General features: G+C 43.8%; 23 protein-coding genes. 10 read left to right on the forward strand and 13 right to left on the reverse strand.

Annotation, left to right across the window (positions count from 1 at the left end; genetic code table 11):
- Positions 1 to 33 precede the first annotated feature (33 nt).
- Positions 34 to 1,884 (forward strand): cystathionine beta-synthase, encoded by a 1,851-nt coding sequence (locus R8G66_19815; GenBank protein ID MDW3194635.1) that lies wholly within the window; start codon positions 34 to 36, stop codon positions 1,882 to 1,884.
- Between the two features lie 11 nt (positions 1,885 to 1,895).
- Here R8G66_19815 and R8G66_19820 read toward each other — a convergent pair whose 3' ends face one another.
- Positions 1,896 to 2,831, reverse strand: coding sequence for a CPBP family intramembrane glutamic endopeptidase (locus tag R8G66_19820; GenBank protein ID MDW3194636.1), 936 nt, complete (start codon positions 2,829 to 2,831; stop codon positions 1,896 to 1,898).
- Between the two features lie 412 nt (positions 2,832 to 3,243).
- On the opposite strand from R8G66_19820, the gene R8G66_19825 reads away from it, so the two are divergent.
- Positions 3,244 to 3,999 (forward strand): alpha/beta hydrolase, encoded by a 756-nt coding sequence (locus R8G66_19825; GenBank protein ID MDW3194637.1) that lies wholly within the window; start codon positions 3,244 to 3,246, stop codon positions 3,997 to 3,999.
- Positions 4,000 to 4,098: 99 nt separating this feature from the next.
- On the opposite strand, the gene R8G66_19830 is transcribed toward R8G66_19825, so the two are convergent.
- Together R8G66_19830 and R8G66_19835 are read right to left on the reverse strand one after the other, a co-directional pair.
- A complete protein-coding gene (locus R8G66_19830) occupies positions 4,099 to 4,752 on the reverse strand; it encodes a peroxiredoxin-like family protein (GenBank protein MDW3194638.1) in 654 nt (217 codons plus the stop codon).
- Between the two features lie 109 nt (positions 4,753 to 4,861).
- On the reverse strand, positions 4,862 to 5,593 hold the full coding sequence (locus tag R8G66_19835; GenBank protein ID MDW3194639.1) for an AraC family transcriptional regulator: 732 nt from the start codon (positions 5,591 to 5,593) through the stop codon (positions 4,862 to 4,864).
- 152 nt (positions 5,594 to 5,745) lie between these two features.
- Between R8G66_19835 and R8G66_19840 the strand changes: the two genes are divergently transcribed.
- Positions 5,746 to 6,468 carry an RDD family protein gene (locus tag R8G66_19840; GenBank protein ID MDW3194640.1) on the forward strand — a complete coding sequence of 241 codons (723 nt, stop codon included), beginning with the start codon at positions 5,746 to 5,748 and terminating at the stop codon, positions 6,466 to 6,468.
- Here R8G66_19840 and R8G66_19845 read toward each other — a convergent pair.
- The 6 genes from R8G66_19845 to R8G66_19870 form a co-directional block, all read right to left on the reverse strand.
- Positions 6,465 to 7,262 (reverse strand): hypothetical protein, encoded by a 798-nt coding sequence (locus R8G66_19845; GenBank protein MDW3194641.1) that lies wholly within the window; start codon positions 7,260 to 7,262, stop codon positions 6,465 to 6,467. The two genes, R8G66_19840 and R8G66_19845, sit on opposite strands and share 4 nt — an antisense overlap.
- 120 nt (positions 7,263 to 7,382) lie before the next feature.
- Complete coding sequence (locus R8G66_19850) at positions 7,383 to 8,300, reverse strand: sugar kinase (GenBank protein MDW3194642.1); 918 nt, start codon at positions 8,298 to 8,300, stop codon at positions 7,383 to 7,385.
- A gap of 5 nt (positions 8,301 to 8,305) precedes the next feature.
- Entirely contained in the window at positions 8,306 to 9,286 is a 981-nt protein-coding gene (locus R8G66_19855) for an SPFH domain-containing protein (protein MDW3194643.1), read from the reverse strand.
- A gap of 164 nt (positions 9,287 to 9,450) precedes the next feature.
- The gene (locus tag R8G66_19860; GenBank protein ID MDW3194644.1) at positions 9,451 to 10,131 is read right to left on the reverse strand and encodes an NUDIX domain-containing protein; all 681 of its coding nucleotides are present in this window, start codon (positions 10,129 to 10,131) and stop codon (positions 9,451 to 9,453) included.
- 65 nt (positions 10,132 to 10,196) lie between these two features.
- Positions 10,197 to 12,803: an ABC transporter permease gene (locus R8G66_19865; GenBank protein ID MDW3194645.1), complete on the reverse strand. Its 2,607-nt coding sequence runs from the start codon at positions 12,801 to 12,803 to the stop codon at positions 10,197 to 10,199.
- A complete protein-coding gene (locus R8G66_19870) occupies positions 12,800 to 13,132 on the reverse strand; it encodes a PadR family transcriptional regulator (protein MDW3194646.1) in 333 nt (110 codons plus the stop codon). Before R8G66_19870 ends, R8G66_19865 begins: the two co-directional genes overlap by 4 nt.
- 331 nt (positions 13,133 to 13,463) lie before the next feature.
- Between R8G66_19870 and R8G66_19875 the strand changes: the two genes are divergently transcribed.
- The 6 genes from R8G66_19875 to R8G66_19900 all read left to right on the forward strand — a co-directional run bounded on the left by R8G66_19875 (position 13,464) and on the right by R8G66_19900 (position 20,240).
- Complete coding sequence (locus R8G66_19875) at positions 13,464 to 15,701, forward strand: DPP IV N-terminal domain-containing protein (protein ID MDW3194647.1); 2,238 nt, start codon at positions 13,464 to 13,466, stop codon at positions 15,699 to 15,701.
- Positions 15,702 to 15,828: 127 nt separating this feature from the next.
- On the forward strand, positions 15,829 to 16,923 hold the full coding sequence (locus R8G66_19880) for a helix-turn-helix domain-containing protein (GenBank protein ID MDW3194648.1): 1,095 nt from the start codon (positions 15,829 to 15,831) through the stop codon (positions 16,921 to 16,923).
- Between the two features lie 81 nt (positions 16,924 to 17,004).
- Positions 17,005 to 17,451 carry an SRPBCC family protein gene (locus R8G66_19885; GenBank protein MDW3194649.1) on the forward strand — a complete coding sequence of 149 codons (447 nt, stop codon included), beginning with the start codon at positions 17,005 to 17,007 and terminating at the stop codon, positions 17,449 to 17,451.
- 35 nt (positions 17,452 to 17,486) lie between these two features.
- Positions 17,487 to 18,425: an AraC family transcriptional regulator gene (locus tag R8G66_19890; GenBank protein ID MDW3194650.1), complete on the forward strand. Its 939-nt coding sequence runs from the start codon at positions 17,487 to 17,489 to the stop codon at positions 18,423 to 18,425.
- 93 nt (positions 18,426 to 18,518) lie between these two features.
- Positions 18,519 to 19,382, forward strand: coding sequence for an SDR family oxidoreductase (locus tag R8G66_19895; protein ID MDW3194651.1), 864 nt, complete (start codon positions 18,519 to 18,521; stop codon positions 19,380 to 19,382).
- Positions 19,383 to 19,388: 6 nt separating this feature from the next.
- Positions 19,389 to 20,240, forward strand: a complete 852-nt coding sequence (locus R8G66_19900) for an SDR family oxidoreductase (protein MDW3194652.1) — start codon at positions 19,389 to 19,391, stop codon at positions 20,238 to 20,240.
- Positions 20,241 to 20,313: 73 nt separating this feature from the next.
- Here R8G66_19900 and R8G66_19905 read toward each other — a convergent pair whose 3' ends face one another.
- Complete coding sequence (locus R8G66_19905) at positions 20,314 to 23,508, reverse strand: glycosyl hydrolase (GenBank protein ID MDW3194653.1); 3,195 nt, start codon at positions 23,506 to 23,508, stop codon at positions 20,314 to 20,316.
- A gap of 190 nt (positions 23,509 to 23,698) precedes the next feature.
- Between R8G66_19905 and R8G66_19910 the strand changes: the two genes are divergently transcribed.
- Positions 23,699 to 24,313, forward strand: a complete 615-nt coding sequence (locus R8G66_19910) for a hypothetical protein (protein MDW3194654.1) — start codon at positions 23,699 to 23,701, stop codon at positions 24,311 to 24,313.
- A 71-nt stretch (positions 24,314 to 24,384) separates the two neighbouring features.
- Here R8G66_19910 and R8G66_19915 read toward each other — a convergent pair whose 3' ends face one another.
- From R8G66_19915 to R8G66_19925, 3 genes are all read right to left on the reverse strand, one after another.
- Positions 24,385 to 24,915 (reverse strand): DUF5655 domain-containing protein, encoded by a 531-nt coding sequence (locus tag R8G66_19915; GenBank protein ID MDW3194655.1) that lies wholly within the window; start codon positions 24,913 to 24,915, stop codon positions 24,385 to 24,387.
- 50 nt (positions 24,916 to 24,965) lie between these two features.
- Positions 24,966 to 25,376: a DUF1761 domain-containing protein gene (locus tag R8G66_19920; protein MDW3194656.1), complete on the reverse strand. Its 411-nt coding sequence runs from the start codon at positions 25,374 to 25,376 to the stop codon at positions 24,966 to 24,968.
- 336 nt (positions 25,377 to 25,712) lie between these two features.
- On the reverse strand, positions 25,713 to 26,543 hold the full coding sequence (locus R8G66_19925) for a helix-turn-helix domain-containing protein (protein ID MDW3194657.1): 831 nt from the start codon (positions 26,541 to 26,543) through the stop codon (positions 25,713 to 25,715).
- Between the last annotated feature and the right edge of the window lie 34 nt (positions 26,544 to 26,577).

Consider the following 26,577-nt stretch of genomic DNA (forward strand, 5'->3'; position numbering starts at 1 on the left):
CCTCCATTATCATATACTTGCAATAGCAACATCATGGTGACCAAAATTTCAGAAACAGTAGTGCAAAAATTTATCGAGAACGTACTGAAAAACCTCCCCACGGATTGGTTACGACTTACCACCCATCGGTTGGATATTTACCATGAAGAACTGGCCAAAACCGAGTTTTTGGAACATTTTGAGGCTTTGTATCAAAACAACGATACCAGCCAGGAATCATTGGCTTCACTTCCTACCGCGTTCGATTACATTCGACTTGGTCATCCCTTGTCTTGTGTCCTGGAATGGACCATTGCCAAATCCCACGACCTTAAGGCCGACCAGGTCATTAGCTTCTCCTCACAGGTGATGCCCTTGATGGCCATTCTGCGAAAGAACTTATTTGATCACAAGCCTACAAGAGTTTATGTCAAAGGGCAGTTACCACACGCATTTGATCTGGCGCTTGTCAAAGAAATTTATGGCTACAAGCTGGATGTACAGCAAGTATCCTCAATCCATGAAGTCGCCGCATTTGATGGTAGTTCGGTTTACATTTCCAACGACAATCTCACGAATGTCGAACTCACTCCGAACGTCGATTTTTTCCTACATATCGATGATCAGGTTGGAAGCGTGGTATTGATCAACGGTGAAGCCAATGAAAACCACATAGGTGAAATCCAGCACGTGCGACGAAGAGAAAGCATCGCGATGACACCCGCAGACTGTCATACCACGCTGCAAGAGTTTGTCGGGCAAACACCTGATCAGGAAACGATCAATGTACAAACTAGTAAGGCCAGTGTTGTTAACACCATCCAGTCAATCACAGGTACATCCACCCATGCGCTGGTTGCTTCAAGCGGGCTATCCACACAATACGCTATCATGATGGGGCTTGTACATCATGCCAAAGAAAATTATCCTGGTAAACCCATACGGATAATCACCCCCCCTAATGCGTACGGTGGCACCAATGACCAGGCAAGACGCGTTGCGGCGTGTGTACCGAACACCGAAGTGGTGGACCTGCATGTAGATGGCGGCAATGACATGAGTCGCAGTGTTAATTCGATACTCGATGAGGTAGCCAGGGAAGATGCGGTGCCTTTCATCATTGCTGAAATTCCGACCAATCCACGGGTAGAGGTTCCTGATTTGGAAAATTTAAGAGCAGCACTCAGTAAACAGCGCTCCAACGCAGTTGGACAGGTCGCTACCGCACCGGTTTTTATTTTGGATCAAACCTTCTGCCCCAATGTGCATTTCCTGCGCGATCAGGACATCCTGGCGGAAGTAAGTACATTAGCCTACATCAGTGGCTCCAAGTTTCCTAGCGGTGGATTATGCACCGCAGGGTACGTAGCGGCCAACAGCAAAGCGGAACGACTTTTAGCAACTATCGATACACATTTACAACTCTGCGATAATGAGGCCACACATCTTCAATACGAAATTCTGGCGAAGCAAATGCCTTCTATGCTCGAGCGAATTGAAGGTGCTTACCAAAACACCCGTGAGTTCGTGAATTTCATTCAGGAAACCTTACCTGAAGCAAAGATCAATTTCGTGTCAGAGGAATTGGCTCAAGAAGGATTTACCCCTTCAGTCTTTTCACTTGACCTTCCAACCAAAGGAGATTCCGATGAAGTCAGAGAAGCTTATAAGAGAGACCTGAACCTTCAGCTCATCAATCTGATGATCGGAAACATCCCTCAGGAAAGTAAGTATTGCGTGAGTTATGGCCAGCTGAAAGGATGCTACTGGACGATTCCGGCGACCTCCACACAGGGAACGACCAAAGAAGGGGACAAAGACTATATCGTCCGAGTAGCCTTGTCCGCAAACATGGATCTGGGGCGACACAAAGAAGTTTTTACTGAGTTTGTGAAGTCGATCTGACTGGTATAGCGCTATTGTCCTTGTAAATACCCGGCGAGTTCCATTGCCCAGGCAATACCCACGTGTATCATGACGCCTCCCCAAATATTTTTGGTTTTTAAGGCAATAACTCCCAGGATAAATCCCCCAAAGACAGAGCTAATGGTCTCCCCTATTGGCTTTCCAAAATGCAGGAATGCATAACTTGCTACCATTGCTAATACCACCTTCGGCCCTACTATGCGGTAAAAAGCGAGTATCAAAAACCCACGAAAAAACAGTTCTACTCCCAGGAAATTCATGGCATAAGACAGCTCATATCCCGCCACGGTCTTCCATGGTGACCAGCCAAAATGTTCTACAAGCTTATTGCCATAACTATACTTATATCTCGGATAGTACTCCTGGATTTCCGAGAGAAAAGAACCCGCAATAATCACCAGAATGGCTATGGCTAGTAATAGAAGATAAGTCCTTACAGCCACCTTATTCATCCTTAGGCCGTAATAATCGGCAGGTCGCTTCTCAATCCGTTGGTGAAATATCAGTAGAGGTAAAACGATGGTAAGTGGCGCCACACCCCAGAACAAAAGCTTGCTGTAATAGGACCTTTCATAGTAAGGAAAATCGGATAACCATGCATCAGGTGTGTAATACGATCGGTCCAATCCAAGTATCAAAAAACCAAAGACCAGCTTTATCCAAAATTCCCTACTGTTTATCCACCCTGGTGCTCCTTGATTACGATGAATCAGCCAACACACAACTAAAAATGGGAAGCTTTGATAAATAGCCATAATCGGGAGCTGCCACCAACTTCTATAAAACTGGTCGATATACTGATCTTCAAAATCCAGCCAATAATTGATTGCAATTGCTACCGACAGAAACACCCCAATGTTAACAAACAGCCTCTGTTGATATTCCTCTATCCAATAAGTCTTCAAATAACCATATATGACCTTCATGAAAAATGACTTAGCGCCTGTTTTAGTTGTTTTTTCATATTGAGGGATTGAGTCGTTTTACGATCCACCTCCTGGATCATATGCACATTTTAGTTATTCAAGTCAACGAATCTTCTCCACCCTAATTGTAGTGGGCAGGTCAACATTGATCGTCTTGTTGTAAAGACATCCTGATCATCAATACCCTTAGTTCTCGTATCGATTCCATCGTAAAATGTACCCCTGTATGCACATGCTTGGGGAGTGATTTCAACAATTAACGCTTCCTTCATGTCGTAAACATCTACGCTTTCATCTAGTTTTGCGCAAACAGAAGCACACTTAGGCTTTCGTTCAAAACAACTAATATCAAAATTTTTATCGCACACTCATTTTCAGTATGAAACAACTTCTACTTATTATTCTCTTTGTAATGAATCAATCACTTTTCGCACAGCAACCCAAAAAATCAGCAACCCTATCCATCAATGGGAAAACAATTTATTATGAAGTGTATGGCCAAGGTGAACCTTTGATCCTATTGCATGGCTACAGCCTCTCTTCGGCTTCCTGGCATGACTACATTGCTGATTTTAGTGACAGTTATGAACTCTATCTTATTGACCTTACCGGGCATGGAAAGTCAGCCCCCTTCAGTGAACAGTTGTCCATCCGAAACGTCGCTAAAGATCTCAGCAAGCTACTCGAGTCCCTTAAACTAGATCAGATCAATGCCATAGGGTTCAGCTTTGGTGGAGATGTACTTTATCAACTGGCGTTACTAAAACCAGATTTGATCACTTCGATGATCACGATTGGCGCCGTAGGTACATGGGACATCAATGATTTCCCTCAATACCTTGAAGTTTATACTTACGATCAGAAGGAAAAATTTCCCTGGCTTCAAAATGCTCATGCTTCGGATAAGCATGTCAGAGGAATTCTGGATCAGTTTCAATATTATACGGTCCGATTATCCAATGAAGAAATCAGTCAGATTCAGGCCGAAGTAATGATCATTATCGGTGATGATGACGAAGGAATGGATCTCAAAGAAGTCGCCAGGATGAAGGAATTCCTTCCGAGTTCAGACATCTGGATTCTTCCTGATGTTGCTCATGGAGCACATGAAGGCGAAAACAAGGCTGAGTTTTTGAAGAAAGCGAAAAAGTTCTTGTCTAAGCAATAAGGCCCTAAAGGTATTTTGGGCCGCAAAATCTTACGGCCCAGGTAAAAGCATACAACATCATGGGAGCTGTTGCCAAGCTTGACCATCTTCTAATGATACTTAAGCTATTGCGCTTTGTTTAGCTAAAACCTCCAGGATGGTTTCCGGATCCAGTCTCTCTGTATAATCTTCCGGAATAAAACTGTAAATGATCTCTCTCTGCTTATTGATCACATATGTGGCAGGCATCGGGAGTTCATAATCCTGATTTCCATTGTGTTGATCTACCTTCAGATTGAAGCTATGGTACACTTCCTGTAGGTCTGCTGGCATTTGAAATACCAGGCCTAATGATTTGGCATACGTATTATCAATATCACTCAGTACGGTGAATGACAATTCATTTTTCTCCGATGTACTTAATGAATTGTCAGGTGTTTCAGGTGAAATGGCCACTAATTCAGTATTCAAGCCTTCCAATTGAGGTAAAACACTTTGCAAGGCTCGTAATTCAAAATTGCAATATGGGCACCATCCCCCTCGATAAAAGGAGACCACCAAAAAGTCTGAAGTAAATCCTTCCAGAGAGATGTTTTTACCATTCACATTGGGAAGGTTAAATGCCGGAAATAAATCTCCTTGCTTCACTGCTTTTTTACTCAAGCCTTGTTCTTTTAATGCATTGGTACTTCCGATCATAACTGCCCACTTTTCTGCCGGAATTTTTTGAGCACTGGCTGCTTTTTTTGCTGCTAAAGTTGCGGTCAAACTCATGATGATATTTTTTAGGGTTAATTCAATTTTACGAGGACAAAAGTCGCATGGACACATCTGCGAGAAAATGGAAGAAATTTCTAAATGATGGAAAAAATTCCCACCGGAATTACACCGTCAGCATGGACTCCCGGTATTGCGTGGGGGTCATGTCCGTGTTCTTTTTAAAATATTTAATGAAGTAGTACGGATCATCGAATCCCAATTGGTAGGCAATCATCTGACTGGTATCATCCGTATGCGTGAGTTTGTGCTTGGCCCTATCGATAACTTTTTTAGTAATGAAACTACAAGGGGTTTTATTCTCTTCTTTCCGCACTTCACGGATCAGTTTCTTCAGAGGAATTCCCATCATTTCTGCATAAGTACCTGCACAGTAGTTTTGTTCGATGTGCTGATCGATCAAATCAGAGAATTGCGCAACGGTAGATAATTCATCTTGGGCATGCTCGTGATCCTTGAGAAGCTCACTCCAGCAGATATGCGTATAGCTTGCCGCTAATCGATCTTTGTCATTTGCTTCCAGTAGCGAGGTGATGAAATTTCTCTTGGCCTCAGGGGCTCTTAAGGTAATGGGGTTGAAAAAAGCCTTTATATCTGAAAGTTGATCCTTTATTTCAGGAAAGTCGTTCAAAAACTCACTGCTTAACGTCAACACAAATCCTTCCAGAAATGGTGATGCTGCAATGATTTCAAAAGGTTGATCAAAAAAGAAAAAGCTCCTGGCAGGAATAGCAAAGCTGGATGCGCCTTGCTCAATGGTAATGCTACCATTCAATAATACACAGACATTGAATGCCGAGGTATTGACCTGGCTGTTGTTCGTAATAGGAAAGATCATTTGTGGGCAATAGATCGTGGAACCAAAACCTTAACAAAATTCAAGCTCAACAAATTCCCTTCGCAAATACTACCTATTCTACTTTCAATAAATCAAATGAGATCAATTGGTGGATATATCATATCTTGTCCTCCAGTACAACTAATTTCTAAATGAGCAGAAGGAATCTTTTTACCGACAAATTTCAAAATAAAAGCAACGAGGAACTTAGAGACATTGTCAACAATGAAAGCAACTTCCAGAAGGATGCTGTGCTTGCGGCCATTTGGCTGTTGGAAGAACGAGGAGACTTTTCCGAAGCGGATGAAGTAACGAAGCATTCACTGGAAGCTGAAAGTGAGCAAAAGCAAGCCGAAGAACTGAAAGAACAGAAATATGCTACCTTTTGGGAAAGATCCATTGCTGCTGGCATTGATGGCGTTGTTTTGACACCCATAGGATATCTACTCAACTACTTAACAGGGTCAGAAATAGGAACGATTGTCGTGATCGGCAATCTCCTCAACAATTTCTTCCCTTACCTCTATTCTATCTTCTTCCATGCACGCTATGGACAAACAGTTGGAAAAATGGTGATGGATTTGAAAGTCGTGGATCATAAAACTGAAGAAGCAATCGGACTCACACAAGCCTTCAAAAGAGATAGCGTACCTGTCGCATTGATCTTACTATTATCCTTATATCTCTCAATTGCAGTTGGCAGCCTCGATTCATTCGAAATCATTGCGAACCCTTCAGCTATCGCAACACTGGTTTTTGTCGGTATTCTTTCTATTATTTGGGCGTTGCTGGAAGTAATTTCCATGTTATTTAACGAAAAGTTCAGGGCCATACATGATTTGATCGCCGGAACAGTTGTTGTGCATTCAGATTAATCGAAACCCAATAGTTGCTTCAACCTATCCTGCGGAACGACCTCTTCAAGATTCAGCAGCCTGATGTCATTCCTCTTTTTCAACGCTCTAAGGAACCATCCTTTGTGCCCGGCGCCATAGGTAATGACTACTCTTTTTCCCTGATTCGTGTATGCATCAAGGGCTTGGGCAATGTAGGAATAATGCGCCTCATTAATGTTGTCCCAACCACCATCACCCAACTCTTCGTTGAACAATTCATTGTAGACACTTAACCTGATCTCTGCAAGACTATCATACACTGTCGAGTTGATCCAGTAAGGATCATACCTCATTCCTGTTAATTCCATTAAGGAATCAGATAATTGTCCCGCTTTCCGATATCGCGCCCAATCCTCCGCCCTTTCCGGGTCCTGACTGATTTCCCTCAACTTTTTACTTCTGGCATCTGCCATTGGTCGGGTCCACCCTGCAGTGGGGATAATCTCAAAATCCATCTCTTTCGATAAAGGAAAAACAACGTCGATGTATTCTGGGAAACGGATCACTCTTGGTTCCTGAATGCTATCGGTCTCTTTGAATTCCTTCATGGCGATCGGAAAGCGATCTGGTGGAATTTCGGTGAGAATGATGTCAGGATCAATCTCTTTGATAAAAGCGGTCAGCACATCAATGCCAAATTCGGGTTGGGTCAAATGACCACTATGGATCATCCCAAATACCAACACTTCATTTCTTAGGTCTTTTTCTTCTGGTGGTTTGGAAGGAGTCGAACAAGCAATAAGGAATAGAAGGAAAACGGAAAGATATTTCATTTGTAGCCGTAAAAAATATGTGGACTTGAAGTTAGTGTTTCGACTGTGTTCCTTCGCATTTAACACGTCCTCAATAGGACATGTAGGCTCCTTTTTGTGCATGTACCAACCAACGTCACTCTAAAACACTAAATGGGCTTTCTCCTGGGCGATACCGAAAGTTACCGTGCTCCCCGCATTGAAAGCCATGAAATCGGACTCAATGCCATCACTGAAGATAACACCATTCGAAGGCATCTGGGAGGTGACTTTCAGTGGGTTGCCCTGGTAAATATTCCCATAACCAATATTGGTTCCTGTTGTCTTGCTTAGAAAGGGTTCTCTTACCACAAAGACCAACTTTTCATCTTCCCAACCCAATTGCGTTTGTGGAATCTTTCCATTTTGATCTCCACGGATATTTCTGGCCATGTTGAACACAGAACTTAACCAGCCCGTGGAACCCACACCCGTAGAAATAAGGATACCACTCGAAGATTGAAGCTCTGTTTTACCCTTATAGCTAATTTCATATCTGGAAGAAACATGAGATGCGGCTCCCAAATAGAAATCATTGAAAGCTAATAATCGTTGACCGTCACTCAGCAAGGCCTCTGCCAAGGTCACGCGCTTAATATGATGCTGATCCTGTACCAAATCCTGTAGCGCTTTCTGAACCGTGTCCACTTGATAAGGAAGCAGGATCCCATCATACTGGTCGGGATTTGGATTGATGGCAACAACAGGTAATGATTTGACATATTTCGCCGTATTGGCTACCAACCCATCCTGACCAATTACCATGATCAGATCTTGTTCAGAAAACAGGTAAGTAGGTAGAAAAGAACGATCAATGACCTTAGTTTTCCATCGTAGACTGACGGTTTCCTGTGTTTGCTTCAGCACTTCATAAAAGCGAATGTGCTCATCTTCATAAAACTGAAAATCTCCGCCAGACTGTTCCAAATAAAACCGAGCCTGAGCTTTAGAATTGAATCGTTCGATCAATTGCTCAAGCCTGGTTTTATCCCGGATAATGATGACTTTTTCAAAATCCATGTCCCTTACTTTTTGGTATTCATGATTGACTCCAGCAACTCAGGAGAGATGTTGATGCTACCAATTTTCTCGGCATTTTCAGCCAATTCTCTAAAGGCCAGGGCAATGTTATCCTTGGCCTGGATTCCTTTTGAATTGATGGCCATCAATGTCTTCCAATCGAGTGATTGATAAGGTCTTAGAGAAGCAGAGAGTACGTACTCATTCGCATCAGCCTGTTTCTTCTCATTCTTGACCTTCAAGTCAATGAGCATTTGCTTTTGTTCCTCCAAAGAAATATTGGATTTCATCTTCATCTCCTGCAATTGCTGATCGTTCTCCTGCTTGACCACCTTGGTTTCCATTTGTTTTTCAGCAATTTGCTTTTGTTTCTCTTCGACAGCAATCTCCGTGCTCAGTTCACTTTCTTTGATGACCCGTTCCTGCTCTACGGCAAAGTTCCGGCGCTCGTATATCGCCTGGTCTGCTTCTTTCTGCAGGGATTCTCGGGTTTGCGCCTCCAGCGCACGCGCCATATCAGGATTCGGAGTTACTCCCAATACATTGACACTCATTACCTCCAGACCCAGCATATTCACCGTTTTGGATTGCTGCACACTCTTGAAGATATGCTCCTCAATGCCTTGCAACCGACGCAGTGCTTCCTTTACATTAAGGCCCTGGATCACACTGGCACTCGCTGTTTGTGCTTCATTGATGATCCGTTGCTGTATTTTCTCATAATCATCTTTCAAATATTGACCTTTGCTATTCACCGTAAAATCAAGGCTCTCGGCTAGTTGTTTGGGAGCAATCACTTTGTAAGTAATCTGGCCTTGTATTGTGACTTCCTGATAGTCTTTGGTGGACTCCTTGAAGACAAATTGAAAATCATTACTTTCCATGGGTATGGAAACAATGGAAGAATTGGCGGCGAAGTAGAAAAACGCCAGGCCCCTGCCCTCTTTGATGACCTGGCCATTCTTGTAGAGAATGACATGGTTCATTGCGTCAAATTTGATGTAGTTAAAACCAAACATGTTGAATCTTTCTTTTAGTTAAACATCTATTTGTGTATAATACACGCAAATAGAATAAACAAGATTCATTTTGACGCATCTTTTTTGCGTAAATTTTACACTAAATATTTAAGTATCTGATTTACAATCAATTAAATTTCGAAAATAATTCCTTCTTCCTTTAGCTGAAAGTATCGTTGTTCATTGAATTGAAACAAATTCGCAGGTCGACCGGCACCTTTCTTGACTTTTTCATCCAACTCATCGAGCATATCGAAGCTGAGAATCTTCTTCCGGAAATTCCGACGATCAATGCTCCTACCAAGTAAGGTAGTGTACAGGTTTTCCAAATCCGAAAAAGGAAACTTCTTCTCCAGCAATTCGAAACCGATGGGTTCATAGGTGATCTTGGCCCTTAATCGCGCAATAGCAACCTCCAGCACCTTCGCATGATCAAACGCTATTTGTGGCAAATGCTGTATATCAAACCACTGGACTTCCTTGGCATCGGAGGATGCTTCAACGATAAACGAATCGGGCCGAACCAATCCGAAATAAGCCACGGATACTACCCTTCCTCGTGGATCACGGCCTGGCGTTCCGAAGGTATAGAGTTGTTCGAGGTAATTGATTTTAACACCGGTCTCCTCTTCTAATTCTCGGTACACCGCTTCCTCGAGTGATTCGTCTTGCTTTACAAAGCCCCCGGGGATCGCCCATTGGTCTTTGTACGGGTCATATTTTCGTTTTACCAGCAATACAGAAACTCTCGGAGTTGGATCATATCCAAAAATCACTCCGTCTACCGTGAGGCTTATCTTGGGTCTTGCCATATTGCGTACAATTTACGCATAAATTCCTTCAAGGTTGAGCAATCCTGGCGATCATTCCCCTCCCATCACTCATATCGCAACGTTTCCACCGGATTGATTCTGGCAACCTTGAGTACATGCCAGGTAATGACCAACAAAGCCAGTCCGGCTACTGTCACTCCGATTCCCAGAAATACCCACCAGTCCAGCGAAATTCTATTGGCAAAATTGGTTAGCCATTGGTTCATAAAATAGGCCACTATCGGGCATGAGATGAGAAAGGCAATGCCTATGGTTGTTAAAAAGGAACTGGTAAGCATTTGAAAAATATTCGGGATCGTGGCACCATTGACCTTTCGAATACCAATTTCCTTGGTCCTTCTCTTCGTTTCGTGAAAAGTGAACGTGAACATGGACAGGCATGACAAAAACAAGGTAACAATCCCAAAGGACAGGTAGATCTTGTTGGTCTTTTTTTCCTTGAGGTATTGCTGCGAAACCTGATCTTCAAATCTGGTGGCCTGAAAGAATCCTGCCGTATTTACTTGGTGGTAAAGTTGTTCCAGCAGTTCCATCGTTTCTTTTTCCTTCCCAGGCGCATGCCGGACCTGAATATCAGTATCCTCATAATAAAAGTAGGGCATAACTAAAGGTTGGATCGCCTGAGATAAGTGCTCATAATGAAAGTCTTTGACCACCCCAATGACTCTGAACTTTCGTTCCTCCGAACGGCCCCGCGGTTCCGCTTCAATGCTCATTCCTTCCAAATCTTCAACACCCCAAGACTTCAACGCCGCTTCATTAATGACCACTTTCAAGTCGTCATTATGATCCAGTGAATCACTAAAGAACCTACCCTTCAGGACTTCAAGATCAAATACTTGTTGATATCCGGGATCTACTCTGATGGTTTTCAACGGAAGGTAATCATCGGAAGAACCGACCAACTTCCAGGAATTGGCATAGGCAAAATCAAGCGGTGCCTGTCCATGAGTCACAGCGAGGATATCCGCACGTTGATGCAATTGATCCATCGCAAAGTTGTATTTATTAAGTAACCGAGCGCGCTCCACACTGTCTTGTCTGGCAGATGGCATGATTTCCAGAAACCGGGTTTGCAGGATGTTCTCCTGATTCAATCCAATCTCTTTATTGAGCATGAATTTGATCTGCAGATAAATAATCGCCGTGGCGATCAGTAAGGAAATGGATACAGCATATTGCAAGGCGGTTGCGATTCGCTGACGGTAAGCGACTTTAAAGAAATTGACCTTTCCTGTAAGCGCTTGCAAGGCATTGATCCCCTGTATTCTAAAAACTTGAATGAGAACAGTTGCAAAAACTGCACCCCCAACTACCATACTGATTACCATAAGGTCCAATAGGGGATCAGGATCAATGTGCAATTCCATGAATAGGGTATACTTTTCAAATAATAGCCGGATCGTAAAAAAGGCAACCCCAACAGCGATCAGAAAATACAACAACATATTGACCATCACTTCAAAAATCAGCGCACCTCGCTGTGCACCGATGACGCGCTTGACACCTAGTTTTCTGGTCATGGTCAGCAACGCTGTGCTTTGAATGTTGACAAAGCCGAAAACCATGATCAGCAACAGCGACACAGCCACCACATTCATCACCTTTTGATTGGTTGCATCACCATACTTTGAAAAGAAGCTAACGTTGAAAGGTGCTGATTGATAAACTTCAGCCAATGGAAAAAAATCAACAGTAGCTTCCTTGAAGCGACTTTCAGGAGTCAACGCCGTTAGTTTTTCATTGAGTGGTTCTACTTGAGCGTCTTTAGCCAGCAGAAGCAGGTTTTGCGGCATCCTCCGCCAGAGCGCTTGTGAATACTTTGGAACAAGGTAATCAAATGCTATTGAACTACTGGAAGGTATGTTCTTCAGGACACCAGCTACCTGATAAACACCATTTCGGTCACACTTGATTTCTACACGTTTACCTATAGGATCTCGTTCTCCCCACACCTTTTTTGCAAATCGTTCTGTAACGATGATTTGATCTGGTCGAGAGAGTGCTTGCTGATCTCCGTAAAGGATGGGAAAACTAAATAAGTCAAAAAAGGTGCTGTCTGTTATTAATGCGGTCCCATCGAAACTGCTGCCTTCTGCGATAAATTGGATCTCTCCTGGTCGGTATTGATGCACGGAAATGTGCTGCTCTATTTCGGGATATTGCGAATAATCCAGATTAAAGAATATGCTCACAGGGCCAACGAGGATATCTGCATTCGGTGATAATCTGGTGGTACCAATATAAATCCGATCTACATTTTCATGGAACCGATTCATCTGGGCTTCATTGTGTATCCAGGAGTAGACCAATTGAAAACTGACCGCTCCTAAAACGAGTGTCAGGAGGCTCATCACCGACACCACCCTTTGTTTCAAGAGATTTCGGGCACTTATTTTGAAAAGGAAATTGAACATATTGAAAGGATTACCGGGAGTTTTGGAAGAAAGTACGGACCACATCCGTCGAAACCTGAGAAAAGCCAGTGACCGATAGGCATAGTTGAAATTGGCCCGGGCCCTACTTTTACCCTGGCTCATGTCCTTCGTGAACAGTTCATGCATGTCTCCTTCCACACTTTCCCAGATGTAGGAATCGCAAAGTCGGGACATCAACCATTGGATGAATCTTGGTGGCTTTACTTCAGTCATGAATTACTCAATTTGAATGTCGGAATGTTATTCCACAATTTGTCACGCAGGCTCCGGGCATCTTCCATGGCCTTTTTACCTGCTGCAGTCAGGGTAAAGATCAGTTTACGCTTCCCTCCTCGCTCAGGAGTTGGGTCACTGTAAGCCGCTTTTAAGAAGCCCTTTTCTTCCAGGCGATGTAGGACATTGTGAACCGAGCTGATCGATATTTTGCGATCACATTGCTTCTCTACTTCCTCCTGGATCAATATCCCGTAGGCCTGATCTTCGAGACTGGCAACGATCAATAATATAATTTCTTCCAGCTCGCCAAGGTTCGTTCTCTTCATGAGTTTATTTTTTCGACAATTGTGAAATTAATATATTTCTCATAATTGTCGAAATTATACGGAGACTTAAAGTTTGCTGTTGTGACACGAAGTATTAATCAGCTAGTAATTCCTAGTGAATCAAACCTATTGTGGTCAGGACAAGAGTTCGTTAATTTAGTGGCTACCTAAAATGAAAGAGGTTGGTTTTCCAAATGTCAGGTTGACCAAGCGTCCCCGAACCTGTCGAAACCTTGAAATAAGCAGTATAAGTCTATTTCGACAGGGTCAATATGACAGTTAGCTTGGGACCAAGGATAAGTTCACCTCTCCTTTTTATCGATTGAACTCTATGAAACAATTCATCGCCCTGATTTTAGTATGCTTCCTTGCATTCTCGGTAAATGCCCAAAACGCACGTTTACTCACCCTGGATCTCATTTACGATCCTTCTGAATTTCAGCAATCTTATCAACCTCCGGCAAAATGGATTGAACAGGGTGAGTCCTACATCATCATTGAGGGGAATGAAAGCGGTGAAAATGAAATGATCCGTTACCGTTCATCGAATGCGGATCGGTCTGTCTTTCTATCCAGCGCACAACTCACTCCTGCTGGTCAGGATACACCGCTCTGGATTGAGGAGTTTTCGCTCTCCAATGATGAGAGCAAAGTATTGATCTTCACCAACTCCAAAAGGGTTTGGCGTTCCAATACCAAAGGTGACTATTGGGTATATGATTTCAAGACCAATCAACTCTCTCAATTGGGAGCAGATTTCCCCACTTCCTCACTCATGTTTGCCAAATTCTCCAATGACAACAGCTACGCGGCTTATGTGGTGGACTTCAACCTTTATAAAGAAGATTTCACCTCCGGAGCCGTTGCTCAGTTGACGACTGATGGCACCACAGACATCATCAATGGCACTTTTGATTGGGTCTATGAAGAGGAATTTGGTTGCAGAGATGGCTTCAGATGGAGTCCTGATGCTTCCAGGATCGCCTATTGGCAGTTGGATGCTTCCTCTATCGGTGTTTTCAACATGATCAATAATACTGATTCGGTGTATTCTCAAATTGTTCCTGTCCAATATCCCAAAGTAGGACAAGACCCTTCTTCTGCAAAGATCGGGCTGGTAGATACGAAAACGGGCAGTACCAATTGGATAGCGCTGGAAGGAAGTACTATACAAAATTACCTACCGGCCATGCAGTGGATCGATGAGGACCGATTGCTGATCCAACAACTGAACCGGAAACAAAATCATCTTAAAATCTGGATCCATCGACCATCATCGCAAGAAACGACCTTGCTATATGAAGAAACAGAGGAAAGCTGGGTCGACATTCAGTATCCCGACATTTCTAGTTCGCATTGGGGCGATAATGATTTGAAATTAGTTGACGGAGGTAAATCTGTCCTGAGAATGACCGAAGACAATTGGAGGAATGCTTATAAAGTAAACCTGGCTTCCGGAACTAAAACATTGGTTTCTCCAGGAAGCTACGATGTTGCCTCTGTGGCAGGAAACAATAATAAGTCACTTTATTATCTCGCTTCGCCGGACAACACCACCCAACGATACCTTTATTCAGTTGACCTGAAAGGAAAAAAACGCGACAATCGCCTTACTCCTGCTACCTACGAGGGCATCAATAACTACGACATTTCTCCTAATGGTAAATACGCTTTCCATACCCATACCAGCGCCATGCATCCCGGAAGTGTGAGGCTGATTTCTTTGCCTGATCACAAGACGATCCGTACGATTTTAGATAATAATTCGTATGTCGAAGAGCTCAAGGGCCTGGCATTGCCTGAAGTTGAGTTCTTTCAGGTCGAAACAGAAGATGGCATCTTAGTCGACGGAAGAATGATCAAACCCCTCAATTTCGATGCATCGTCTAAATACCCGGTAATCTTCCACTTGTACGGAGAACCATGGGGACAGCAAGCGACCGATGCTTATGTTGGTCTATGGAACATCATGCTGGCACAACAAGGGTATGTAGTGATCGCGATCGATCCGCGGGGTACTCCCCTCTTGAAAGGTTCTGACTGGAGAAAATCAATCTATCGTCAGATCGGAAGGGTGAATATCAAAGACATGGCACAAGCGGCGATTGAGATTGCAAAATTCCCTTATATCGATGAAGATCGTGTTGGCGTATGGGGATGGAGCGGTGGAGGATCTTCCACCCTCAATTTGATGTTCCAATATCCTGACATCTTCCATACGGGGGTTTCTGTTGCGCCAGTGGCTTACCAGTTGACCTATGACAACATCTATCAGGAAAGGTACATGGGACTGCCTCAAGAAAACAGAGAAGACTTTATTGCTGGCTCACCCATCACGCACGCGAAAAACCTGAAAGGCAAATTGTTACTCGTACACGGTACGGGAGACGATAACGTTCATTATCAAAATATGGAAATGCTTGTCGATGAGCTGATCAGTCACAACAAGCAATTTCAAATGATGGCTTATCCGAATCGTTCTCATGGCATTTATGAAGGCAGGAACACCAGACGCCATCTCTACACGATGATCTATCAATTCTTCCGGGATAATTTACCTGTGGAATAAGCTCACTTAATACTGGCCTTCTTGCATGATGAGATGGGGCCAGTCGCTTTTTATCATTTGAAAATTCCAATGTGAGCATCGAAACATAGGTTGATTCAGTGAATGGCGTTACTATTGGACTTCATTCATGGAGTTAACGCTACTTTTTCATCTATTGATTGCCTTCGGTGCGCTGCAGGCCTTGTTCCTTGCTCTGATTCTGGGCACAAGAAAGCAAGAAAAGGCAACCAGGCTCTTTGCCCTCTTTCTGTTCATTGAAGGATTCACGCTGATTGAAAGGCTGGTAGCTGAAACGGGATTGATGGCCAACCTTCCTCATCTGCTGGGCATCAGCTATCCGTTGAATTTCATCAAATCTCCCATGCTCTTGCTGCTGGCCCTGTTGATCACTCAATCCCACTTTAAAATTCGTCGTGTACATCTGTGGCATACCTTTCCTTTTTGGTTGATGCTGCTGATGAATGTTCCATTTTACTTGATGACCGGGGAAGAAAAAGTCGAGCAAGTCACCGCGTTCATTGATTATGTCCCCGCTTATAATAGTTTCAATTTCTGGTACTTCCTTTCGTTCTTCTTGTACCTGGGAGTATACCTTTATTTCAGCATTAAGACACTCAGTTATTATTGCGCGCGCATCAAAACTAATCCGCTCGCTAATGGCTACCTGAGGGTGCTCTATCTGCATTCCACTCTTCTATTGATTCAACTGCTCCATTTTTTGTTACGACCTTCCGGCTGGGTTGAGTTTCCGTTCATCAATGAAGCGAGCATGTTGCTGATGACTTTCCTCATTCAGTCCATTGCTTATACTTTCCTGACGCGATCAAAATTCATGGAAGCACAGGGAAAGAAATTTGACCCGGATCTCGATCAGCTGACCGTAGACGGTCAAAAGATCAGGACACAATTTGAAACGGAAAAGTCATTCTTAAAAGATGACTTGAGTCTCGAGTCATTTGCAGAAGAATTGGATCTTTCCAAAAACAGGGTATCGGAAGTGATCAATCAAAGTTTTGGAACCAGTTTCAAAGAGCTATTGGGAAAATATCGGGTAGAAGAAGCCAAACGACTGATGGCAGAGCAAAATGGTCAGGAAACTTCCATTATTCAGATTGGGTTGAGAGCGGGATTTAACAACAAAGTAAGCTTTTACCGTACCTTCAAAAAACAAACGGGGAAGTCACCTACTGAGTATTTTAAGGATTATTCAATAAATTCTTGAAAATATCAGGGTACAAAACCCTTTGGTAACCTGCTTTTCAGGCGATCTGCCTAGGATTGCTCCGAACTAAAATGAAGCACCATGAAATTTGAAGGACACATCGATATCCAGCAATCCATTGACATAGTGACCAGACTGTTTGCGGATCCACAATACCTGGGTGAGTATCAGGAAGGTTTTGTTAAGAAAGAATTAGTGAGTGGTACCGCAGGACAAAAAGGGGCCATTTCCAACATGTACTACCAACATGGTAAGCATGAAATGGAACTCAAAGAAACGATCCTCAATAATGAACTTCCCAACGCATTTGAGGCTTTCTATCACCACAAACACATGGACAATACCATGCGTTGTACATTTGAATCACTTGGTGAGAAAGCAACACGTTACTCCTGGCACGTGGATTATACGCGCATCAATTGGGTGATGCCACGCCTGATCGCCATACTATTCCCTGGAGCTTACACCAAGCCCGCCAAAAAATGGATGGAGAACTTCAAACAATTTGCGGAGGCCTACACGGATTAGCTTGTAGGATCATACCCAGATGCCTTTACATTTATATGAATCCCTATTTGAAAACCAGTTTGAAAGATCGTAAACCCACTTTGCTAGTTCACCAGTCCATCTCCGACTTGTATCAGGCGCTCAACTTGCCTATCGAACAAGAACTGGAATTTACGATTCATTTCTTACCGGAGATACATACGCATATCCCATTCCAATCGCCAGTATTCAGGGCCGAGTACTTCTCATTTGTATTCATCAAGTCTGGGAAAGGTCAATACACCATCGATGATCAGCAGTTCAGTTTTGAGGATCGAACGGTCTATTTCACCAATCCTGGCCACATCAAATCATTTGATATTGAAAGGTCCGATGATGCCTACATCATCACCCTGACAGAGACGTTTCTTCGGGAAAACGTGAACCCGCAGATCTTCGATGAGTTCCCATTTCTACTCGCGGAGATCGTGCCGCCAATGATCCTGGGCGAAAAAGAGTACGATGAATTAGAAAATCTGTATCAACAGATCAATCTTGAATTCCGGAAAGACTCTCCCTACAAAAACAAAATCCTTGGGAACCTCTTCGTGGTTTTACTCTTGAAAATAAAAGAACAATTTTGGCATGCTTATGACCCCATTGAAGAGGGTGATAGAATTTCACAGATTGTTAAATCATTCAAGCAAAAGCTGGAGCAACAATTCAAAGACCAGTTGAGCAATAATTCCCACACCCTATTCCAGGTGCAGAATTATGCGCGGGAGTTGAATTTGCATCCCAACTATCTGAGTACAGTCATCAAAAGCAAAACGGGCAAGTCTGTCAACCAATGGATCAACGACAAGCAAGTTTCAACCGCCCGGACCCTGCTAAAAACCACTTCCCTGACCGTCAAGGAAATCAGTTATCAATTGGGGTTTAGTGAGCCCACACACTTCAATCGTTTCTTCAAAAAACATACGGGAATGACCCCTGGAGATTTCAAATCCTCCTAACATCAAGGCTTCTTTAAAATTGGTCATAGTTTGTAGATTTCGGGTCATCCTTACCTTATCCCACTCCCACAATTTTGAACAAAAGTTAAAATTATGGCGAAGAAAATATTGATCACAGGAGCTGCCGGAGGATTTGGAAAACTGACTGTACAGCAACTATTGAAAGACGGTCATCAGGTAGTTGGCACCGTAAGGAATCTTGAAAAAGAAGCCAATAACGACTTGAGGTCTGCTGGTGCTCAGCTCATAAAAATGGACGTCACCAATGATGAACGTGTGATTGAGGGCGTCAACCAGGCCATCTCTCTACTTGGAGGACTGGATGTGGTCATCAATAATGCCGGTGTTGGCGTAGTAGGCATGCAAGAACATTTCACACCAGAAGACCTGATGCAGCTATTTGATGTGAATGTGATCGGTGTACAGCGAGTGAACCGGGCCGCATTGCCTTATTTAAGAAAACAGGGTTCGGGAATACTGGTTCATATCTCAAGTTTATTGGGTCGCATGACTTTACCCTTTTATGGTCCCTACAATGCTTCGAAATGGGCGCTGGAAGCTTTGGCAGAAAACTATCGGTCAGAACTTTCTGTTTTTGGAATTGCCTCATGCATCGTGGAGCCTGGTGGCTATCCTACCACCTTTATGACCAATCTGATGCAGCCCAGTGATACAACCCGCAATGAAAGCTACGGTGACTTTTTTCATGCACCCAAGGCAATGTTCGACGGGTTTGAGCAGGCACTAGCCAACAACCCGGAGCAAAACCCTCAAAAAGTAGCGGATGCCATTGCCCAGGTCGTTGGCCAAACTGATAGTGATCGTCCATTCAGAACTGTGGTAGACAGCATGGGCATGGGAGATCACATCAAAGGATACAATGATCAGCTGGACCAGATCACAAATGGCATCTACAGTGTGTTTGGTATGGAGGGAATGCTCGAAGTAAAAGCTTGAATGGTTATGAATTTACGAAGAGCAGCATTGAAGCAAATCGGACTGGGTACCGGAATGGGCATCGTAGCTCCTGGAGCCACCTTTGCACTATCAGAGGATACGTCTGACCAAGAACTGAAAGGTAAGACTGCCATTGTAACCGGAGCAAGGAATAATCTGGGTCGGGGGTTTGCAATAGCCCTGGCCCGGATGGGTGCCAACGTGGTGGTCCATCATCACACCGCGGATACCCGCGACCAGGCGGAAGAAACGGCCCGATTGGTGGAAGCTCAAGGGGCCAAAGCCACCATCGTTTTAGGAGATCTGGGTAAACTTGAGAACATCGAGAAAATGTTCGATGCTGCGGAAAGCACATTCGGATCAGCGGATATTCTGGTAAATAATGCCGGACAGATTGTAAAAAAGCCACTAGCAGAAGTAACTGAAGAGGAATACGACCGACTGGCCAACATCAATTCGAAGGGTACTTTTTTCTGCATGAGAGAAGCTTCAAGGCGCCTCAAAGATCATGGTCGGGTAATCAATATTGGGACTTCTTTATTCACATCAATCACTCCCAATTACGCAGTTTATGCAGGAACCAAGGCCGGCATGGAAGAATATACCCGGGCGTTGACCAAAGAAATTGGCTCACGTGGGATCACCGTAAATGTGGTCTGCCCCGGCCCGGTGGACACACCCTTTTTTCACGAGCAGGAAACACCGCAATCATTGGCCTACGTTTCCAGGTTTTCGATAGCTGGAAGACTAGGTGAAGTGAATGACATTGTACCGATGGTTACCTTTCTGGCCTCTCCCAGTTCACAATGGATTACGGGCCAGACTTTCTGGGTGAATGGTGGTTATGCGACAAGGTGAAAGTCTAGCTAAAAGCGCGGTTAGAGCTACCCTAGCCGGGCACGCAGCATGACGCGCTTTCATTAAATTTTTATCAATTATTCAGCTCCTCCTTCTTCTCCTTTTGTAGTGGCGGTAGCTCCTTGCTTTTGAACAACTCGTTGAATGACTCCACATCACCATCCATGATCTGCTGATAAAGGGCTTTATGAGATTGCCACTGTTCATCAAGGTCATTGAATCGGGTTTTGTAGCCTTCGGGAATGCTAGGCTCATAGGTGTCCAGGTTATTGCGGATCAGGAAGAATTCTGAGTTCATGCCTGATGGCCAATTGAGTGCATCCTGAAACCCTTTTTGACGAAGTTCGATGACTTTTGATCGCCACTCTTCGATCTTCTCGGACAGGTTCTCCCCAGCTTCCTTCAAGTCGTCCATGCCCTGCAAATCTTCCAATTGCTCAGAAATGGACTCTAAGCGTTCACTCATGTCCATGGAGTTGTTGATCCTATCATGGATCTCATTGATCCTGCCTTCAATTTCTGACATCAATTGTTGCTGACTCTTCCATTGTGCTGTGGTGATATCCAATTCCGGCGGATTTAATATCGTGATGGAAACCTCTGAAGTTTCGTCGCCATAGGTGAGCTTGGCACTATATTCTCCGGGTGCTACGCGATGACCTCTGTAATCTGCACCAAAGATGAAAGCATCCGGCACTTTAGTCAAACCATTGGTTCGAAAATCCCATGTGAACCGATTTTGTCCCATTTTCATGGGCAGTTTTGCGGTATTTGGTAGGGGCACATTGCCTCGTCCACCCGCCATTACCACAGGGATCTCTTCTTTTGTTCCTTCTATTTTTCGGACCGCTTCTCCATCCGCATCGAAGATTTCCAAAGTCAATGTTCGATCATCAATCTCCGGGAGATAATAATCTAGCGTGACTCCTTCCGCCGGATTCTTTCCGTAAGCATATTCTGTTACAAGGTAGAATGGCGCATTGCCAAACAGGCGATAGTGGGTCTTAGGTTCGAATAGTCTGGAAGTTCCAGCGAATTCTCCTTTCGACTGTTGTAAGGCGGAAATATCATCTAAGATCCAGAACCCTCTTCCAGCCGTAGAAATGGCAATGTCATTGTCACGAATGGTCATATCCGTGATCGGAACAGCTGGTAGGTTTTGTTGGAAAAGGTGAAAATTCTGGCCGCCATTCAAGGAAATGTAAAAGCCTCTTTCTGCACCCGCATACAACAGCCCCGGGACTTTGGGATCTTCCCGAATCACCTTGAAAAAATCATCTGCTCGGATCTCGTCACCAATTTTGGTCCAGGTCGTGCCGAAATCCGTGGACTTGTAACTGTAATTCTTATAGTCATTGAATTTGTAGCGCGTGGAAGCAAAATAGACGGTCCCTGGATCATGCGGCGATACTTCAATCGCGTGGATCATGGTCTCTGGAAGTCCGGCAGGAGTGACATCATTCCAGGTCTTTCCACCATCTTTGGTCAATTGGATCATGCCACCATCAGTACCCGTGTAGATCACCCCTTTGTCATGCGGAGATTCTGCGATGTAGTAAATGGTATTATAGTTTTCACCACCGGCTCCTTCATTGGTGAAAGGACCTCCGCCCTGTCCTTGTTTGTCTTGATCATTTTTGGTCAGGTCTCCACTGATCACTTCCCATTTCAAACCACCATTGGTTGTCCTGAACAGCACATTCCCACCATAATACATGGTCTTCACATCATGTGGCGAATTGATCAACGGGGCATTCCAGTTGAACCGGTATTTCATGTCTTTCGCTTCATACCCTAAAGTGGTTTCCGGATAGGGCATGATGTCCTTGGCTTCTTTCGTGACCACATCCAATAAGCTGATCCGGCCATTGAAGCACCCTCCGTAAAGTATTCTCGGGTTTTCGAGGTTATCAAAGGTCACCATTGCGCTTTCGCATCCAGGGCCATTGTACCAGTCAGTGCTCAAGATTCCGTAGTTTTTACTTCTGGAAGGCATGGCCACTGACAGGTTATCTTGCTGACCACTGTACACCCAAAATGGAACACGCTTGTCTGCCGTGATGCGATAAAATTGCGCGGTAGGTTGATTATTCAAAGTAGACCATGTCCTTCCTGCGGAATAACTAATAGTCGCACCCCCATCTTCCGCCATGGCGAAGTTGCTGCTGTTGGAAGGGTTGATCCAAAAGTCATGACAATCGCCGTGGACCACCCGCATGCTTTCAAAGGTCTTGCCCCCGTCAATGGATTTCATCAGAGGAGCATTCAGTGCATACACCACGTTTTCATTATTCGGATCAGCGAATACCTCCATGTAATACCAGGAACGCGCCGTAATGATCTGATTGTTGGACATCAATTGCCAGGTCATTCCACCATCATCGGATCGATACATCCCAGATTCAGACTTTTCTGCTTCTACCAATGCAAATACTCGGCTCGGATTGGCACGTGAGACGGAGAGACCAATTTTCCCCATCATTTCCGGTAAGCCCTTCACAATCTTTGTCCAGGTTTCTCCCCCATCTGTAGACTTGTATACCCCAGAACCGGGACCACCACTTTCTACCTTCCACGGATATCGTCGGTGTTGCCAGGTAGCTGCGTACATCACGCGTGGATTGGTCATGTCCATTTGCAGGCTGGAAATTCCGGTATTCTCATCGATGTATAGGGTCTTTTTCCAGGTCTGGCCTCCATCAGTTGATTTATATACCCCACGATCTGAGGAAGGCCCATGAACCGCTCCTTGCGCTCCGACATAAAGCGTATTGAAGTCAGTAGGATGAATGATCACATCTGAAATGTGGCGGGTTTTCTCCAGGCCTATCTTAGACCAGGTTTTACCGGCATCCAATGACTTGTAAACGCCATCACCATAGGAAGTCATGACGCCTCTTACAGCGTGTTCGCCAGACCCCACGACCACTACATTGGGGTCTGATTCGCTTACCGCAATATCTCCAATGGAACCTACGGTAAACTGGCCGTCTGACAGGTTTTCCCAATTTGCGCCACCATCAAACGTTTTCCAAACACCTCCACCGGTATATCCTGCATAATAGATCTCATCACTCCCGATCACTCCTGCAATGGCATTGGCCCGGCCTCCACGATAAGGCCCGATATTTCGCCATTGTAAGCCGTGGAATTGTTCGGCCTGGAAGTTTGGTGCAGAAGGAGTTGCAGACTTTCGCTTTCTGCGTTGTGCATCGGCATCAAAACAGAAAAAGGAAAGAATCATTAGTAGCAGGAGTGATCTTCTCATGGGTTTAGGTTTTCAGGAACCTTAGTTACTGAAAATCGCCATGAAATACAACTACTTATATTCCTAAGGATAATGAAGTTCTCCATGCAACTTTATAAAGCGATTATAAAACAAAAGGTTATCAATATATCTAAAGCTATCTTATTACAAATTGCACCCTCTTACCTTTTCTAAAAAACAGAATAGAGCAATGAATGATGAAATCAAATATGAAAGTAAGTTTTCAGTTTTGACGTTAGCGATTACATCTCTAGGAATGCTATTTTTTGCAATAACAGGATCAACATTGTTAAGAACTCTTCTTTTAACAAGAGAAATTTCTTTTCTGCTTTTGCTTCCGATCTGCTTAATAAGTCTAGGCGTTTTATCCGGATACTTATTACTCAATTTGAAAAAGGTGGTCATTACCAAGGAACATCTGATCCTCGAATACCTATTTATTAATAAGACGATTGAGATAAAATGGGAGGCAATACATTATGCACGGAGAAAGCATGCAATTATGAATATTAATGTCGAAAGTGGAGATTCCATTAAAGGAAGTGCCATAAAGGTTTTTAGTAAAGCCGGCAATTACAATATTTCATCATTTACATACGTCAATTTTAGTACGATTTTGAATCAATTTGAATCAAGAATTGACCCAAAGATTAGAAGACAGTTGAGAAAAGAATTTAAGGAACAGTTGAACCTATTTAAGGATAGTGAAGAGCGCTATAAAACAATAAGATATAAGTACGTTATACCAATCTGTCTTATAATACTAATTCTCATCTGGATTTGGAAAAACCTTCAGAATATCTAAATGGTTTTTGTTTTGCTGTTTAACTGCAGTCAAATACAGCTTATTTAGGCATCCAAAAAATTTATCAATGCCTACCCCGCCTTCTCATATGCCTCCTTCAGCCAACCGATCAGTTCCTCGTCCACCTGATCCACTGATTCCAAACGAACGCGGTGCGTACACATGGCGCCAAATGGTCCCGAACCTTCTAATCGATCGCCAACCGGCACATCTTTCAACTTCAGCCCCAGGTCGATTCGGGTTTTAGTGGCAGGCTTGATCAAAGCAAATTGCTTCTTTCGGATCATGCTCACACTGTCCTTTTTAGGTGTTTTTGTGATGTCCTCACCAAACTTACTGATTTCAGTAACTAGCTGTTCATAGATCGGCTTTAGAACTTCTTTTCCCTTATACTGATTGGTCAGCAGATCCCCATCATCATGAGAACCCGCATCCGCTTTTCGTGCTTTCAAAGCGACGAAATTGGCAAAGCCATGGGTGAAACCGTGTTCCTTTTTCAGGAAGTCCATGATCGCCTTGTGTTTATCAAGACCTGATTGTTCGACTATCTTGATCCAGTCCTCCAGTGATTTACCAGTTTTTTCTAAAAGTCCTTTTTCCATAAAAATTTATTGTCTTCGATGATCATATGTTTCCATTACTTTATTCCACGTCACCAGGCCCCTAAAATCACCCCCATAAACGTGAGGGAAATGACGCAATAGCCTCCATTGATGAGGAACGCTTTCAGCGATCTCATTTCAAAAAGGTACAATATCCCTAAAAAGGTAGCCACCCATCCTATTCCTGCCAACAAACCCGCCATCATCCCAAACATTAGGTCGGCTTCGGCCCCAATGAACATTTCGAGTATCAGTGCCGCAAAAAAAGCCAGCAACAAGGATAGTCCAAAAGTTCGGGGAACGCTGCGTTGTTTCAGGTCTTCTTCGGTATAATCAAACTCTCGCATCCATGCTTGCCCAAATATGGGTCCATACCAGATACCGCCAACTAAAAAAGTAGAGATGGCTGCCACTAAGACGGCCCACCAATTGATGTTTGCAAATGCTGTTGCTAAGTCCATAAAAAATGTTTTTTGGCAACATTACAGCGGTCGATTTAGGGATGATAGTAAAAAATTAACCTGCTTGGAAATAAGCGCATCCTGAGAATGAAATTAATTCAAGGTTCGTCACTGCGAAGAATTGAATCGGACCGTCGAGCGGCAGTCCATTCCGGATTTCTACTTCAAAAGGATGTTTGAGATTGCCGCTTCGGTCCAATCGCACGCCTGCAATGACAATACACTTTCTTAACTTAATAGCATTCAAAACCCTTAGGGAATCCTTGAAAATTGGAACGATGATCATCATTTGAGCAAAGATCCCTATCGGAGTGACCTTAATTTCAAAGCAATCTGTTAGCTCTCTCGATCCAACGGAAAAAAGTTATCCGGATGATCTTTATTCAACTCTTGAATGATGAACTCCTGTGGGTTGAAACCAGAGAAGTGCCTGAATTCTTTGATAAAGTAAGACTGATCCGTAAACCCACATTCATAAGCAATCTGCGCCCAGGCAATCTTCTCCTTTTGCTGCATCCTTTTCAGGATTTCATTGAATCGCATGGTTCGGTGTGCATATTTTGGAGTGATTCCCACGTACTTCTTGAACTGATCAATCAGGTGCTTCTGTGAATGCGGATAATTCGTCACTGCCTGCCCATTCAATGTAGGCTGTGCCTGTAGATCATGATGATAACTGACCAATTCTTCCGGGGGAACGCGATTAGGATCGAATCGGGCATCCAACCACTTTTCGGCTTCCTGAAATTTATCCTGAGAACTCTCTGCCTGATGAAGGGCCTCTCGCAATGCGATCAATTCATTTCCAAAAAGCGCTTCCGTATGTACCACCTGGTCATTCAACTGCTCGATAGGGAAATGAAAAAACGGATAAGCTCCGTAAGGTTTGAACTGGATCACAAACATCTCCGACTGCTCATGAGCCGAAATAGAAATGTAATTGCGATGCACCCCGGAGATCCAAACTTTATGGTAGGTATTGTTTGGCTTCAGCGTATCATTATCGAACGTATTTCTTTCATACCCATCCAATTCAAACAGGATGAACAAATGTCCCGTGGGAACCACTCGCTCGATGGAGTGATCAGGCACAAAGTCTTTGAAATGAAAAATGGATTCGATGTAGGGACTATAAGGTTTATCTAGTGAATGGGGTACAAAAATCATATGTCAGAATTGCCACGCGTTTCAAAGCTAAATC

The sequence above is a fragment of the Cytophagales bacterium genome, from assembly GCA_033344775.1.
In the GTDB taxonomy this organism is placed as follows: Bacteria; Bacteroidota; Bacteroidia; order Cytophagales; family Cyclobacteriaceae; genus JAWPMT01.